The organism is Acinetobacter indicus CIP 110367 (assembly GCF_000488255.1).
Taxonomy (GTDB): Bacteria; Pseudomonadota; Gammaproteobacteria; order Pseudomonadales; family Moraxellaceae; genus Acinetobacter; species Acinetobacter indicus.
In genome coordinates this window covers 243,124-258,979 of record NZ_KI530756.1, presented here as the reverse complement: position 1 = coordinate 258,979, position 15,856 = coordinate 243,124, and the positions used below count along the sequence as shown (strand labels likewise).

At 47.2% G+C, this 15,856-nt stretch carries 15 protein-coding genes; 13 read left to right on the top strand and 2 right to left on the bottom strand.

Annotated features, from left to right (window positions below):
- Positions 1 to 228: 228 nt before the first annotated feature.
- Both abuO and phoU read left to right on the top strand, forming a co-directional pair.
- Positions 229 to 1,569 carry a multidrug efflux outer membrane protein AbuO gene (abuO, locus tag P253_RS12495; RefSeq protein WP_016659691.1) on the top strand — a complete coding sequence of 447 codons (1,341 nt, stop codon included), beginning with the start codon at positions 229 to 231 and terminating at the stop codon, positions 1,567 to 1,569.
- A 124-nt stretch (positions 1,570 to 1,693) separates the two neighbouring features.
- On the top strand, positions 1,694 to 2,416 hold the full coding sequence (phoU, locus tag P253_RS12490; RefSeq protein ID WP_016659690.1) for a phosphate signaling complex protein PhoU: 723 nt from the start codon (positions 1,694 to 1,696) through the stop codon (positions 2,414 to 2,416).
- 964 nt (positions 2,417 to 3,380) lie between these two features.
- Here the strand turns inward: phoU and P253_RS12485 are convergent.
- Positions 3,381 to 3,650 (bottom strand): oxidative damage protection protein, encoded by a 270-nt coding sequence (locus tag P253_RS12485; protein ID WP_005181625.1) that lies wholly within the window; start codon positions 3,648 to 3,650, stop codon positions 3,381 to 3,383.
- Positions 3,651 to 3,671: 21 nt separating this feature from the next.
- Positions 3,672 to 5,102, bottom strand: coding sequence for an argininosuccinate lyase (argH, locus tag P253_RS12480; protein WP_171066722.1), 1,431 nt, complete (start codon positions 5,100 to 5,102; stop codon positions 3,672 to 3,674).
- Between argH and P253_RS12475 the strand changes: the two genes are divergently transcribed.
- The 11 genes from P253_RS12475 to gspD all read left to right on the top strand — a co-directional run bounded on the left by P253_RS12475 (position 5,093) and on the right by gspD (position 15,828).
- Positions 5,093 to 6,247: a sensor histidine kinase gene (locus P253_RS12475; RefSeq protein WP_005181627.1), complete on the top strand. Its 1,155-nt coding sequence runs from the start codon at positions 5,093 to 5,095 to the stop codon at positions 6,245 to 6,247. The two genes, argH and P253_RS12475, sit on opposite strands and share 10 nt — an antisense overlap.
- A gap of 54 nt (positions 6,248 to 6,301) precedes the next feature.
- A complete protein-coding gene (locus P253_RS12470) occupies positions 6,302 to 7,042 on the top strand; it encodes a LytR/AlgR family response regulator transcription factor (RefSeq protein ID WP_005181633.1) in 741 nt (246 codons plus the stop codon).
- Positions 7,043 to 7,150: 108 nt separating this feature from the next.
- Complete coding sequence (gene hemC, locus P253_RS12465) at positions 7,151 to 8,068, top strand: hydroxymethylbilane synthase (protein ID WP_035363550.1); 918 nt, start codon at positions 7,151 to 7,153, stop codon at positions 8,066 to 8,068.
- A 1-nt stretch (position 8,069) separates the two neighbouring features.
- Positions 8,070 to 8,849 carry a uroporphyrinogen-III synthase gene (locus P253_RS12460; protein ID WP_016659687.1) on the top strand — a complete coding sequence of 260 codons (780 nt, stop codon included), beginning with the start codon at positions 8,070 to 8,072 and terminating at the stop codon, positions 8,847 to 8,849.
- Positions 8,846 to 9,691, top strand: a complete 846-nt coding sequence (locus P253_RS12455; RefSeq protein WP_016659686.1) for a hypothetical protein — start codon at positions 8,846 to 8,848, stop codon at positions 9,689 to 9,691. The genes P253_RS12460 and P253_RS12455 overlap by 4 nt, the downstream gene beginning before the upstream one ends.
- Before the next feature lie 2 nt (positions 9,692 to 9,693).
- Positions 9,694 to 10,887 (top strand): hypothetical protein, encoded by a 1,194-nt coding sequence (locus tag P253_RS12450; protein WP_035363514.1) that lies wholly within the window; start codon positions 9,694 to 9,696, stop codon positions 10,885 to 10,887.
- A gap of 10 nt (positions 10,888 to 10,897) precedes the next feature.
- Positions 10,898 to 11,326: an acyl-CoA thioesterase gene (locus P253_RS12445; protein WP_016659684.1), complete on the top strand. Its 429-nt coding sequence runs from the start codon at positions 10,898 to 10,900 to the stop codon at positions 11,324 to 11,326.
- Positions 11,327 to 11,471: 145 nt separating this feature from the next.
- Positions 11,472 to 11,798, top strand: coding sequence for an H-NS histone family protein (locus P253_RS12440; RefSeq protein WP_005181647.1), 327 nt, complete (start codon positions 11,472 to 11,474; stop codon positions 11,796 to 11,798).
- A gap of 163 nt (positions 11,799 to 11,961) precedes the next feature.
- Positions 11,962 to 12,702: a type II secretion system protein N gene (gspN, locus tag P253_RS12435; RefSeq protein WP_016659683.1), complete on the top strand. Its 741-nt coding sequence runs from the start codon at positions 11,962 to 11,964 to the stop codon at positions 12,700 to 12,702.
- A complete protein-coding gene (locus P253_RS12430) occupies positions 12,702 to 13,538 on the top strand; it encodes a type II secretion system protein N (protein WP_016659682.1) in 837 nt (278 codons plus the stop codon). Before gspN ends, P253_RS12430 begins: the two co-directional genes overlap by 1 nt.
- Before the next feature lie 40 nt (positions 13,539 to 13,578).
- Positions 13,579 to 15,828 (top strand): type II secretion system secretin GspD, encoded by a 2,250-nt coding sequence (gene gspD / locus P253_RS12425; RefSeq protein ID WP_016659681.1) that lies wholly within the window; start codon positions 13,579 to 13,581, stop codon positions 15,826 to 15,828.
- Positions 15,829 to 15,856 lie beyond the last annotated feature (28 nt).

Sequence of the window (15,856 nt, the reverse complement as noted above, 5' to 3'; positions counted from 1 at the left end):
CTTCGGTCCGGTGAATTGTAGCGTTGTGCTGAAGTTTGGTTACATGGCTGTGAGTGCGCTCCTGGCTCAACTCAACTGGACAGCTTGCTGCTTGAGTTAAAGCGGTAAAATATAAAAAAATAATCAAAAACATACGAAAAAAATGCGATAAATCGCTACTATGGAGCAAATTGAGTCAATGCTTGACTGAGACATGGCCATTTTGGCGAGATGAGTTAAACGAATAAAATGAAGAAAAAAATATGTATATTGGGCCTGCTGTTGTTTAGCCCTTGGGCGCAAGCCTTGGATCTGGTCGAGGCCTATGAGCGTGCCAAAGCCACCGACCCGAACTGGCAGGCCAATCTGTTGCAATATGAAGCCGATCAACTGAATTTAGGCATTGCCAAAGGCAATTTGCTGCCGACCGTGACTGTGTCTGGCAATATCACCCGGCGCAGTCAGGACGCCAATGCTGCGACAATTCCAGGTTTTCCAGTCAGCTCTGAAAGCCTGTCGCCTTCAGCAACCACCACCCGTCAGGTGAGTGTCACTGCACGCCAGCCTTTATTCCGCTGGGATGCCTGGGAAGGCCTAAAACAGGTCAAAACCTCACTCAGTCTCAGTGAAGTCACCTTAAGACTGCAAAAGCAGGAGCATATTTTAAATGTGGCCGAAGCCTATTTTAATGTGCTGCGCCAGCAGTCTTTAACGACGGCCTATTTGCAGGAAGAGCAGGCACTGCTGGAACAGCTGAACATGATGAATGCCAAGCTGCGCGAGGGACTGGTCGCGCGCAGTGATGTCAGCGAAGCCGAGGCGCAATATCAAAATGCCAAGGCCAACCGGATTGCTACCCATGTGCAGCTGGTGCTGGCACAGGAACAACTGGCGCAGCTGATCGGGCCATATCGTGAAAATCTGGCGGTACTGCGAGATGACTTTCAGTTCCAAAAGCCTTATCCGGCCAGTTTAGAGGCATGGACCGAGCTGGCACAAAGTCAGAACCTGTCCATTTTGCAGGCCCGCTTGCAGCAGCGTTATGCCGAAGACCAGAAACGGGTGGAGCAGGCCGCGCGTTATCCGCAAATTGAAGCGGTCGGTACTTATGGCTATAACAAGCAGACGCCACAAAGCCTGATTTCTCAGGATGGTCAGTTTGATCAGGTCGGCATTGAAATGAACTGGAATGTGTTTACCGGCGGCCGTACCCAGCGCAATATCCAGAAAGCAGCAGTGAATGTCGATAAAGCCGAAGCCGAGCTGGATGCGGCCATCCGTAAAGCCAATACCGATGTAAAAAGTGCCTATTTGCAGGTGGAAACCGATCAATCCAAGTTACAGGCACGACAGGCGGCCATGCAATCGGCGCAACTGGTATCGCGCGCCTCCCGTGCCCAATATCATGAAGGCCTAAAAACCATGGTCGATGTCCTGCTGGCTCAGCGTAATGCTTTTTCGGCCAAGCAGGACTATTTGAATGCCAAATATGATTATCTGATTAATGTGCTGCGCCTCCGGGCATCGGTGGGGCAACTCAGTGAAAAAGATCTGGCCGAGATGAACTTGTGGTTAATAGAAAAACCTTAAATTTCAATAAAATAAAATGATGCAATCGGGCACTTGTTTAAATTGTCATAAAAGCTTAATGTTTAATGTGATTTAATAATCAATGATCAAATAAGTCCGTTATTATTGCATTGGAGTACATCTCTTGAGTCCAAATAATCCTGTGTTAAATCACCATATTTCTTCTCAATTTAATGAAGATCTACAGGATGTCAATACAAAATTCATGACCATGGGTGGCTTGGTAGAGCAGCAGGTGGCCAATGCGATTCATGCATTGCTGGACACAGATGCCGCGATGGCAATAGAGGTGCAATTTCAGGACAATGCAGTGAACCGTCTGGAAACTGAAATTGATGAAGCATTAACCCTGATTTTGGCACGCCGTCATCCCGCTGCAATTGACCTGCGCATGGTGATTGCCATGAGCAAGGCCAATACCGACCTGGAACGTATTGGCGATGAAGCGGCCAAAATTGCCCGGATTGCACAAAGCCTATGTGAAGAAGGGGGCTCGCCGCGCGGTTATTTGGAGACCCGTCATATTGGTAACCAGGTGCGAGTCATGATTCATGATGCGCTGGATGCTTTTGCCCGTTTGGATGTCGATCAGGCTTTACGTGTACTGCTGGCCGATGCCGATATCGACCGTGAATACCAGTCGGCCACCCGGACTTTAATGACCTATATGATTGAAGATCCACGTCATATTTCCCGCGTCATCAATGTAATGTGGGTACTGCGTTCCCTAGAGCGGATTGGTGACCATGCGCGTAATATTTCCGAGCAAGTGATTTATATGGTCAAAGGTCTGGATGTGCGTCATACCAGCATGGAAGAAATTGAACAGAAAGTTCAAGAACGCTAAGTTTGAATACCAGAAACAGCCTGAAATAATTTCAGGCTTTTTTTATGGATTACGCATAAAATGGATAAAAAAAATCCCAGATTTTGGGGGAAATCTGAGATCGAAATCGGGGATATTTATATCTATTATAAGAGATGCTTCCATCTCCTTGATTGTTATTATAGGAAGATGATGCGCGGAAATCTTTAAGCTTATTGTAGTCTAATGTTGAGTTTTATGAACAAATGTATCGGCCAGTTACAATACCAATCGGTTAAATAGGTTAATTTTAATCTAAATTATAAACCCCTGATTTTGGTGAAGTAAAACTTTATAGTTGTCCAGATATACCTGTCAATTCAATAAAAACCAATCACCTTAAGCTCACTATAAACAGGGAGCTTGGGGCTGGAAAACAACAGAGTTCATCTACTTTTTCTGTGCCAAGCCTGAAATGGGTGAATGAAGAGGAATTCATTTTTTATCGATGAAATTTTTTTGGATTAAAGGCTAAAAGCATCTTCCGAGATAAAACCCTATGTGCAGTGGTTGATCTTGGGTTTGGATAGAGTAAAAGAAAAGCTCCATTTCTGGAGCCTTTCAAATTTAAGCCTACGCGCTTCGCTTGTCTTGCGTAATTTGTACAACCGTGCATAAAAAAGGATCCCCAAAAAATGGAGATTCTTTTTGCATGAAAGTCTACGCGGACTTCGCCCTTGTCTTGCGTAAAACTTAAAGCAGCGCTTTCTTTTTTACTCGAAGCACAGCTTCTCGTCTTGCGGCGTGGCGGAGCAGTATCGAGTATAAAAAAGGAGCCTCTTCAGACTCCTTTGAGACATTTGAAACTACGCGCTTCGCTTGTCTTACGTAATTTTTACAACCGTGCATAAAAAAGAATCCTCAAAAAATGGAGATTCTTTTTGCATGAAAGCCTACGCGGACTTCGTCCTTGTCTTGCGTAAAACTTAAAGCAGCGCTTTAAGTTTTACTCAGGCTTTAGCCCTTCGGCTTTTTCTAAGGTTTCGTCATTATTGAAGAATTTTTCGCGCTGTTCTTCCAGAAACTTTTTCGCATCTGCTTCAAACACATTTAAACGCTTTTCATTGATCAGCGTGGTCTGATGTTTCAGCCATTCGTTCCAGGCCTGTTTAGACACGGTATCAAATAATTCCTGACCTTTGGCACCCGGGAACGGGGCAAAGTCCAAGCCTTCCATTTCTTGTTGATACTTACGGCAAAATACTTGTCGAGACATATCCATACTCCGAATTTAAGATTAAGCGTAAAGTTGCTCTAAACGGGCGTGGGCGCGTTCAATCGCAGCAGCGACTTGTGCCGGAGCAGTCCCCCCAATATGGTTACGTGCATTCACTGAAGCTTCCAGAGTCAGGGCTTTTTCAAATACATCGGCCTGAATCAGGTCAGAGAACTGCTGCAGCTGTTCCAGGGTCAGTTCAGACAGGTCTTTGCCTTCCTGTACGCCCAGTGCGACCGCTTTACCAACAATTTCATGGGCATCACGGAAAGCAACGCCATTTTTCACCAGGTAATCCGCAAGGTCGGTTGCAGTAGAGAAACCACGCAGCGCCGCTTCACGCATTTCTGCAATGTTAGGCACCAATGCCGGAATCATGTCAGCAAACGCCATCAGTGAACCACGTACAGTATCAATTGCATCAAACAGAGGCTCTTTGTCTTCCTGGTTGTCTTTGTTATAGGCCAGTGGTTGACCTTTCATCAGGGTCAACAGGCTCATTAAATCACCATAAACACGGCCGGTTTTACCGCGAACCAGTTCAGGGACATCCGGGTTTTTCTTTTGCGGCATGATCGATGAACCGGTACAGAAACGGTCAGGAATATTCACAAATTTAAACTGGGCTGAGGTCCACAGAATCAGTTCTTCCGACATACGTGACAGGTGCATCATGATTAACGATGCAGCGGCGTTAAATTCAATTCCGAAATCACGGTCAGATACTGCATCCAGCGAGTTTTCAGCAACGGCATCAAAGCCCAGTAATTCTGCGGTATAGGCACGGTCGATTGGGTAGGTGGTGCCTGCCAGAGCAGCAGAACCGAGTGGCATACGGTTCAAACGTTTACGGCAGTCAATTAAGCGCTCAGAGTCACGCACCAGCATTTCAAACCAGGCCATAAGGTGGTGACCAAAAGTCACAGGCTGAGCAGTTTGTAAATGGGTGAAGCCCGGCATAATCGTGTCAGTGTTCTTTGCCGCCAGGCTTAGAATACCGGTTTGTAGTTTTTTCAATAATTCTAAAATGGCATCAATTTCATCACGCACATACAGACGGATATCGGTCGCCACCTGGTCGTTACGGCTACGACCGGTATGCAGTTTTTTACCGGTAATGCCAATGCGCTGGGTCAGGCGTGATTCGATGTTCATGTGCACATCTTCAAGGTCAATACGCCATTCAAATTGACCCGCTTCAATTTCGACTTTAATGGTGTTTAAGCCGTTGATGATGTCGTCCCGTTCCTGTGCAGTCAGCACGCCGACTTTGGCCAACATGGTCGCATGGGCGATGGAACCGGCAATATCTTGTTTATAAAAGCGTTGGTCAAATTGGACAGATGCTGTAAATTCAGCAACAAATGCGTCAGTAGCTTCAGAGAAACGACCGCCCCACATACCCGAAGTCTGGGTTTGTGACGGATTTGAGGAATTAGAAGATGTGGTCATGTCGGCTCAATAGAATAAAAAGCAGTAATTTGAAAACGAGTATAACAAATTCGGAATCACTTGCCGAAGGGCAGGTGAGATCATCTTTTGCAGATACGGCTGATGAAAAAAATTACAGTTATTTTTTTACGAAAATAGGGCGTTGGCAACATCTAATTGAATTATTTATTGCCAGCAATGTATTGGCCATGGTGCTGGCACTGGCTGAAGCGCAGGGCTGGCAGGCATTAACCGGCTCAAGGCTGCTGCAATATGTGCTGTATATTAACTGGGTGCTGCTGGCCTTTACTGCCTTTATTGAATATTTTCAAAGACGTTTGGGTCGGATGAGTCTGGGCTTTTCGCTCGGTTTTGGTTTTTTATTGCTACAGCTAATTGTACTGGTGACCACTTTAAGCCTGAATCTGCTGACACATTTTGGCCAGAATTTTCATCTGCGTGACTTGACTGCAGCCGAGCTGGGGGCTGGGCTGGACTTGCATTTAAGTTATGGCATCTTGCTGGGAGCATTCTGTTTTCGCTATTTATATTTGCGCGAACAGAATTATCTGCGCGAGCAAAGTGCTCTAAAGGCCAAGGTACATGCCTTACAAGCGCGTATCCATCCGCATTTTTTATTCAACAGCTTAAATAATGTCATTAGCCTGATTGCGATTGATCCTGAAAAAGCCGAGCAGATGCTGCTCAATCTGTCACGTCTGTTTCGTGCCAGTTTGCAGGAAGTCAAGCTGGTCAAGCTGCAGGAAGAAGTTGAATTATGCCAGCGTTATCTGGAGATTGAGCAGATCCGGCTGGGTGAACGCTTGCAGGTGGAATGGAAAATTGAACAGCCGCAACTGCTCAGTCAGGTACAAATTCCCTTATTAACTTTACAACCTTTACTGGAAAATAGTATTTTCCATGGTGTTGAAAAAATATCCAGACCGAGTACCATTAGCGTATTGGTAGAAATTTTGGAAAATCAAGTCAATATCGTCATTACAAACCCTTACGTAAACGCTAAAATGAATTTACGACAAGGACATGGTATTGCAATTCAAAATGTGCAACAGCGTCTACGCGCCTTTTATGGAAGAAAGGTGGTCTTTCAAACGTATGCAGGGGAGGGCATGTATACCACCGTGGTACAGTATCCATATAAATAAAAAAAATTCACGTTAAGCTATAAAAATAAATGATTTAACGTAAAGGAGGGATAAATGGATGTTCTGATCTGTGATGATGAACCTCTTGCAACTGAGCGTTTGGCCCGCTTGGTGACTCAACTTGGACATCAGGTGGTGGCAACCGCCAGTCATGGTGAGCAGGCCATTGAGCTAGCAGATGAACATCAGCCAGATGTCGTGTTATTAGATATTCAGATGCCAGAAATGGATGGACTAAGCTGCGCCCAGCATTTGCGCGAGCTTGACCCCATGCCGGCAATTGTCTTTTGTACCGCCTATGATGAGCATGCACTTGATGCATTTAAATCGCAGGCAGAAGGGTATTTGTTAAAACCGGTCATGCAACAGGAATTGCAGCAGGTTTTAGATCACTTAACCAAACTCACGCAAGCCCAGCTGAGTCACATAAAACAAAAAGAAAATATGGAAGAATTGAATATAAAACGCCACCAGATCACGGCGAAAACTTATCGTGGTGTTGAACTGGTGCCTGTAGAAAATATTTATTATTTTTTAGCAGATCAAAAATATGTCACCGTGCGCCATAAAAATGGCAGCGTGCTGATTGACGAAACCTTAAAAGACCTGGAGCATGAATTTGCCGATCAGTTTATTCGGATTCATCGCAATGCACTGGTCTCGATTCATTATCTTGAAGGACTGGAAGTGATTAATACCGGTCAATATCAGGTGCGTTGTCGTGAACTGGAAGAACGTCTGGCAGTAAGCCGTCGTCATTTACCGACTTTAAGAGAACGTATTCAGAAACTGTAAGCACCGGCTGAAATGGCTTTTTCGCCATCTCAGGGTGCAAATTGACTTGCATTTTCAAGCGATCAGGTTAAGTTTAAGGGAATCCTTTTATTTGCTTTCACTGACATGATGAACACCCTGAAAATTGCAACTCGACAAAGCCCGCTGGCATTATGGCAGGCGGAACACATTCGTGCGCGTTTAGAAGCCTTACATGCCGGTCTAAACGTGGAGTTGGTCACCTTTGTGACCCAGGGTGATAAAATTCTCGATACCCCCTTAGCCAAAATTGGGGGCAAGGGACTGTTTGTCAAAGAATTAGAAGCAGCTTTACTGGATGGTCGTGCTGACCTTGCTGTGCATTCCATGAAAGATGTGCCAATGGCGCTACCAGAAGGCTTAAGCCTGGCGGTGATTTGTGAGCGTGAAGATCCGCTGGATGCTTTTGTTTCCAATACTTATGCCAGCTTTCAGGACTTGCCGCAGGGTGCCAAAGTCGGAACGTCCAGTTTGCGCCGTAAATGCCAGATTTTAAAAGCACGCCCTGACCTGGAGATTATTGATTTGCGCGGTAACGTTGGTACCCGTCTGTCCAAGCTGGATGCAGGTCAATATGATGCGATTATTCTGGCCAGTGCCGGCCTGAAGCGTTTGGGCCTTAGTGAGCGGATTCGTCATACGCTCGCGCCTGAAGTGAGTTTGCCGGCCGTGGGTCAGGGCGCTTTGGGGCTGGAATGCCGGACTAATGATCAGGCCGTACTCGAGCTGATTTTGCCGTTGATGGATGATGAAACCAATGTCTGTGTACGCGCAGAACGTGCGTTTAATGCTTATCTGGAAGGCGGCTGTCAGGTGCCGATTGCTGGTTATGCCACTTTAAAAGATGGTAAGCTGTCGATGGAAGGCCGGGTGGGCAGTGTCGATGGCCAGGCCCTGTTAAGCGCACAGCTCAGTGCTGCACCTGAGCAGGCCGAACAGCTGGGTGAGCAACTGGCACAGAACCTGTTGGCACAAGGGGCAGGTGAGCTGCTAAAAGCTTTATATTAAGATGCTGTTTATTAATACCCGCCCGGCCGATCGAGCCTGTGCCTTGTCACAGGCTTTAAGGCAACAGGCCTGGTCGGTGATTGAACTGCCTCTGCTGGAATTACAGGCCTGTCCCTGGTCCGATGCATTGGCACAGCTGTACCAGCAATTACTGCAGGCGCAGCGGATTGTGGTGGTCAGCCCGACCGCAGTACACATCGGGATGGAGTATCTGGTGCAAAGCGGTATTCATCTCGATCAATTACAACATTTACAGTGGATTGCGGTTGGTGAAAAAACAGCGCAGGTACTGGCAGAATACGGAATTTCGAGCGCCGTGCCGGAGGTTGAAACCTCAGAAGGCATGCTGGAACTGCCTTTATTAAAATCCCTGGCGGCCGGTTCATGTATTGCCTTCTGGCGCGGTGAAGGTGGTCGTCAGTTTATGATGGACAGTCTGCAACAGGCCGGAATGCAGATTCTGAATTTTATTTTATATCAGCGTCAGTGTCCGGCCGCGTCCATTCAGCAGATGCCCGCGCTATTGCCACAACTGCAGCAGCATCGAGACTATTGGATGCTGATCAGCAGTGAGGCCAGCTGGTTAAACTGGTTGCTGCTGAGTCAAGCGCAAAAAGAATTATTGAGCCGGGGGCGTTATCTGGTGCTGGGTGACCGCCTGGAAGCGCTGTTGATGGATTATCAACAACAGCATCACACCTGTTTTCAACTGATCAAGTTGACGAATTTAAAAACAGAAACAATACTGCAGCAGATTGAGCTTAAATCAGGACACGCATGAAGAAGCTACTTATTTTATTATTGATCATCGGCTTGGCCTGGATGTTAAAGCTGAGCTATGACGTATTTAAAATAGCGGTGCAGCAGTCCGAATTGTCTCAGAGTATGCATCAGGCGGAAAAAAGCCGCGCCAATCTCAATGATCAGCTGGTGGCTTTGCAGCGCCAGAGTAGTAATCCTTCACTGTCTGTATCTTCAAGTGCGCCTGCAACTGATACTACGGTGCAGATCAGCCAGACCACGATCACGCCGCAGCAGATGCTTCAACAGCAGCTGGAACTGATCGAATTTGCCTTAAAGCAGGCGCAATATCCGTATGCACTGGAAAAGTTGGCAGTACTGGATGTTCAGCTGAATCAGTGGGCTTTGTCACCGGCCTTGGCCGAAAGCCTGCATCAAACCCTGAGCAAAGACCGGCAGCTGATCCAGCAATTTGCGGCACAGCGCAGTGCCCAGCAGCAGCAGGTCACTCAGGCTCTACAGCAGCTGGATCAGCTGTTGCGTCAGGAAATCCAGCAGCCGCAGCTGCAGCCGGCGCAAGCGGCCAATCCGGCCTTCTGGCACAAATGGTTGAAGCTGGAAGCCGCCGAGCAGCCAGCGACGGTGCTTAGTCAGCGTCAATTGCTGTTAAAAGAAGCGCAGCTGCGTTTATTACTGGCACGTCAGTTATTAGGACAAGGCCAATATCTGAATTATCAGCAGGAGCTGACTGAAATTCTTCATCTGTTACAGCCGCTGCCGGATCGGGGGGCGCAGCAGTTAAGCGCTGAATTGGCGGAAATTCAGAGCCTGACCGTGATTCCTGTGCCGGTGCTGACCAGCCGCACCTTATTGGATGAATGATCATGAAGCAGATTGTTCTGGCCTATGTCTTGGTCACGTTGGTGCTGGTGGCCTTGCTCAGTGTATTCAGTTATGGCTATGGCGCGGGCTATGTTTATCTGTATTGGCGTGACTGGCAGTTACAGACCAATATCTGGGTGCTTTTAATTTTATTGATGCTGATCAGTCTGGTGGTGCAGCTGATCTGGGCGATGCTAAAACGCTATTTAAGCCGTGAACAGCGTAAGCAGGCGGCGGTGTTTGATTTCCAGCATTTACATCCTTATGAGCAAATGGCAGTAATCTGGCTGCTGGATGCCGCGCGTGAGCAGGGCGGCTTTATCCGTCAGGTATTTAACCAGTCCGGTTTATTAAAAGCCGTGATTCATTCACGCCTGTCGCTGATGCAGCAGGATTATCCGGTGGCTTTGCAGATGTTAAACCAGAGCAATGCCATGGCCTTTGAGCTGGCCGAATTGCAGCGTATTGAAATTTATCTGGCGCAGCAGCAACCGGAAAAAGCCCTGACTCATCTGGAATTTTTAAATGGCCATCAACTGTCGCCGTGGCTCAAAGATGTCAAACAAGCCTATGAGCAGCGCTTAACCGCACTGTGGGGGGAGTTTGCGCTGCAGTATCCATGGTTATATTTGCGTGCGACTCAATATGGGCATTTAGGGTTGGACAGCAAGCAGTTATGGCTTGAGCAAATCTTGCAGCATTTTGAGCAGGCTACACCGGAAGCATTACAGGATTTAAAACAGCGTTATTGCAACCTGTCCGGGCAGATATTTACCCAGCCGTATGCGATTAAAGTGCTGTGGTTAAAAGTGCTGGTACGCTTAAGCGATATGGGAGAGCAGCAGGAGCATCTGGCGGTGCATTTACTGTCTGAACAGTTTCATCAGGATGTGTTCTATTTATGGTTCCAGCAGCAGCTGTTAAAACCGGTACCGGATTATCTCAAGATTGAAGATTATCTGAATCAGTGGGAACAGCAATATCCTGCTTTAGCGGTATTGAGTTTTGCCAAATGGCATATATTGGAAGCTACCGGTCGTCATGACGATGCAGCACAGCTTCTGGATTTATATCCGGAACATATTTTAATGAACTATTTAAGAATTAAATCGGCATTAAAAGATCAACCGCATTTACAGCAGCAGTTAAATCTGGTGTTTGAAAATAATAGTCATTTCATGAAAATTAAAATCTAGGTAAAGTCGCATGCAATTAACCGATTATCCAGTAATTCATCAACAAGTGGTGGCATGGGGCGATATGGATGCGCTCGGTCATGTCAATAATGTGATGTATTACCGCTATATTGAAAGTGCCCGCATTCATTATATGGATCAGATCAGAATGATGCAGCAATCCTTTTCGACGGTAGTGGCATCAAATCAGTGCAAATATATGCGTCCGGTATTTTATCCGGATACCTTAAAAATAGGTGTGCGGGTTGAGGAAATCCGAAATAGTGCTTTTCGCATGCATTATCTATTATGGAGCGAGCAGCAGCAGGCTGTAGTCGCGAGTGCAGAAGCCATCATGGTTTGTGTTAATTCTGAAAGTATGCAGAAAATGCCATTACCCGAGTCGATTCGGCAGCGTATTTTGGCTTTGGAAAATAGTGTGGGGCATTATCTGGATTAATTCTAATCCCGAATAAATAGATTATTTATCTCTGTTAATAATTGTTTTTCATTTCAAATAATGATTGAAACTTAATTCAGATAAAAATATGATGTATTAATGCAATTGAAGTAAATTAATATAAAAGCATACTTGTGGAGTAAATATGATGCCCGATATTAGTAATTTGTCTGTAGAACAATTAAAGCGCTTGCAGGAAGAAGCGGAAGCATTAATTGCATCGAAAAAGGACCAGGCAGTTGAAGATGCATATAATCAGATTTTGGCAATTGCTGAAAATGCGGGTTTAAGCATTGAACAGATTCTTGAGTTTGGTGCGTCTAAACGTAAAAAGAATGTACGTAAATCGGTAGAGCCGCGTTATCGTAATAAAGCCAATGCCAATGAAACCTGGACAGGTCGTGGTAAGCAACCGCGCTGGTTAGTGGCAGAACTGGAAAAAGGTGCCAAGCTTGAAGACTTCTTGATCTAAACTTCATCAGATTGTCATCTAAGCGCACTAGAGTGTCGAAACCAAGCAGAACTGCTTGGTTTTTTTATGTGTATCCGTTGGTGTTGTAAAAAAAGTGTGCATAATGTGTGCATGAAAATAACAATTTGTTCATGAATGCATTAGATAGGTTGGTCGTGGTGGAATGATAAAGAAACCGAGATACATCACGTGGTGGATTTTCGCCATCATTGCTTTTTTAATTTTTGTGTTATTACAGATTCCTGCAGCTTGGTTAATTTCAAAGTTTTATAAAAACAATCAGAGTTTACATAATGTCAGTGGCAACATCTGGCAGGGGCAGGCAGATTGGCACAAGGGACAGTTGCGTGGCAGCTTAAGCTGGAATACGCGTCCTTTAGACCTGTTATTGCTGAAAGTGGCAGCCGATGTTGAAATCCATAGTGGTCATACCGAACTAAAAGGCGTGATGGGTTACCGTTTTGGGACCTTCATGCTGAACGCTGTACATGGCCGTGTTGCGCCAGAAACTCTAAAAACCCTGGTCGACTGGCAATGGCCGGCCAATCCGATTCAATTACAAAATATCGATCTGAACTATAGCAAGCAGCAAGGGTTTGCCCAGGCACAGGGCCAGCTCAACTGGGCCGGCGGGGAGCTGGTGTATCAGTTTGCCCAGCATCAAGAGCGCATGACCGTGCCCACGCTGAAAGGCACACTGTCAGATGAAAGCGGAAAACTGAAAATTGATGTGCGTGATGCACGTGACCAGAAAATGATAAACCTGAGTCTGGATCAGGAGATGATGCTGGATGTGCAGCTGACCCAGCGTTTATTGATGCATGTTCCTTCTTATGAAGGTAAGGCTGGTGCTGATACCTATGTAATCAGTACCCGCCAGCCGCTATTCAAGGGAGGCTTCTGATGCAGAAAATCTGGGAACAGTTGCAGACTCTCCAGTTGAAACAGGCCGATCGTGTCGCACCGTTATTGCTGGCGCTGCTGATTCTGTATTTATGCTGGAAGCTGGCCAGTCTGTTCTGGCTATTACTGGCGCCGCCTCAAGCGATGCAACTGGATCGGGTCGAACTGGGTTCGCAGCAGCTGCGTGTACCGAATATCAGCAGTTTTGCCTTGTTTCATGAAGCGAGCCAGCGTACGCAGGCCGAAGACAATCTGAACCTTCAATTACAAGGCGTGATGGTCGGTTATCCCAACCAGTTTTCTTCTGCCGTGCTCAAAGTCAATGAGGTGGCAGAGCGCTATCGCGTCGGCGATGTGATTGAAGGCAGTGGTTATCAGTTGGCTGAAGTGTACTGGGATCGGGTGGTTTTGCGTCATAGCAGTGGCGCCACCCGTGAGATAGAGTTTAAAGGCATTGAAAACGGGCTGAATCAGCCGATTGTGCCGACACAAAGCCCAGCTGCACCCAACAGAAATCCGGCATCGGTAACAACTGCGCAAAATGCGATTGGTCAGGCAGTGCAAAAGATTCAGCAAGACCGGGAACGCTATTTACAGGATATGGGCGTGAATAGTGGCAATGGTCAGGGCTATGAAATTACCGCACGGACACCGGCGGCACTCAGAAGCAGATTGGGATTACAACCAGGCGACCGGATTTTATCCTTAAATGGTCAGACTGTCGGACAAGGGCAAAATGAAGCCCAATTGCTGGAACAGGCAAGACAGGAGGGTCAGGTCAGACTGGAAGTTCAGCGTGGTGACCAGGTCATCACGGTACAACAAGATTTTAAGTGACGGATTTGTCACCTTATAGGGTTAGGAAACACGGTAGATTATGGCTTTATTAAATCATGAGCGTCCGCTTTGGGCATTGATGGTCGGTGCACCTCTGGTGGCTATGGTAAGTACGGCGAGCTATGCACAAACCTGGAAAATTAATTTACGTGATGCTGACCTGACTGCATTTATTAATGAAGTGGCCGATATTACCGGTAAAAACTTCGCGGTTGATCCGCGGGTGCGCGGCAATGTTACGGTCATTTCCAACAAGCCGTTGAACCGCAATGAAGTCTATGACCTGTTTCTGGGCGTGCTTAATGTTAATGGGGTAGTGGCTATTCCCTCGGGTAATACCATCAAGCTGGTGCCAGATAACAATGTCAAAAGCTCCGGAATTCCGTTTGATGCACGCCAGAATGCGCGCGGCGACCAGATTGTGACCCGGGTCATCTGGCTGGAAAATACCAATGCCAATGATATGATTCCGGCTTTACGGCCTTTAATGCCGCAATTTGCCCACCTGTCTGCGGTGGCCGGCACCAATGCCCTGATTGTTTCGGACCGGGCCAGCAATATCTATCAGCTGGAAAATATTATCCGTAATTTGGATGGCACCGGCCAAAATGATATTGAAGCCATCTCGCTACAGTCCAGTCAGGCCGAAGAAGTGATCGGGCTATTGGAGTCAATGAGTTCGACCGGCAATGCCAAAGATCTCAAAGGTTCGCGGGTGCGAATTGTGGCGGATAACCGGACCAATCGCATTATCATTAAAGGTGATACCGCCACCCGCAAGCGTATCCGCCAGATGATTGAAATGATGGATGTGCCGGCGGCCGACCGTCTCGGCGGCTTAAAAGTCTTTCGCTTAAAATATGCCAGTGCGCAAAGCCTGGCGGAAATTCTGCAAGGGCTGGTGTCGGGGCAGGCGGTCAGCAGTTCATCTTCCAATACGAAAAATAGCAGTAACAATAGCGTTAGCAGTCTGGTCAATAACAGCAGTAACAGCACATCCAGCAATAGCACGGGCAGTACCTCGCCAAGTATTACCCTGAATAACGGTTTTGATCAGCAGAGCCAGATCACCAGCTTTAATGGCAATGGCGTCAGTATTATTGCCGATAGTAGCCAGAACGCCCTGGTGGTCAAAGCCGATCCACAGCTGATGCGTGAAATTGAATCTGCGATTCAGCAGCTGGATACACGCCGTCAACAGGTTCTCATTGAAGCCGCGATTATTGAAGTAGAAGGCACCGATGCCGATCAGCTTGGCGTGCAATGGGCCTTGGGTGATTTAAGCAGCGGCATTGGCCTGATCAATTTTGATAACTTGGGTTCCAGCCTGAAAAATATTGCCGCCGGTTATTTAACTGGAGGTGCAGCGGGTGCCGGTGGTGCGATTGGCGCGGGTACCTCACTGGTGCTGGGGGATTATCAGGAAGGTAGTGATGGTTCACGCCGTTTGTATGGTGCGCTGATTCAAGCCTTAAAAGAAACCACCAAATCCAATCTGTTGTCGACCCCATCCATTGTCACCATGGACAATGAAGAAGCTTATATTGTGGTTGGTGAGAACGTGCCGTTTGTCACCGGTTCGGTCAGTACAGGAAATGGTACCGTCAATCCCTATACCACCATTGAACGTAAAGACGTCGGGGTTACCCTGAAAGTGGTGCCGCATATTGGCGAAAATGGCACAGTGCGTCTGGAAGTGGAACAGGAAGTTTCTGGGGTTAAATCCAGCAAAGGACAGGCGCAGGACTTGGTCACCAGCAAACGTGCAATTAAAACCTCAATTCTGGCCGAGCATGGTCAGACCATTGTCTTGGGTGGCCTCATTTCAGATAACACTGCCTATTCGCGTCAGGCTGTGCCGGGGTTAGGTGCCATTCCAGGACTGGGGCGTTTATTTCGTTCCGATGGCAAGTCTAATCAGAAGCGTAATCTGCTGATCTTTATTCACCCGACCATTGTTGGAGATCAGAATGATATCCGCCGGATTTCGCAGCAGCGTTATAGTCAGCTGTATAGCTTGCAACTGGCGCTGGATCAGGATGGTAATTTTGCCAAACTGCCGGAGCGGGTGGAAGATATCTATCAGCAGCGGGTGCCAGTGTCTAAAACTCCACTAAATCAAACCCGTTATCAGCAGGTGCCATCCGCGACCCCTGCGGCACAGTCGGGGGCGGCTGTGGTGACCACACCCGTTGCGGTAGAACCGGCGCTGCAGCGTCAGACCTTAAGCCCGCAAGTCAGCAAAACCACCAATACCACCACCACGACCACCTTAAGACCGCGCTCTTAACAGAGCGGACATGGAATCTGGTTTTGAG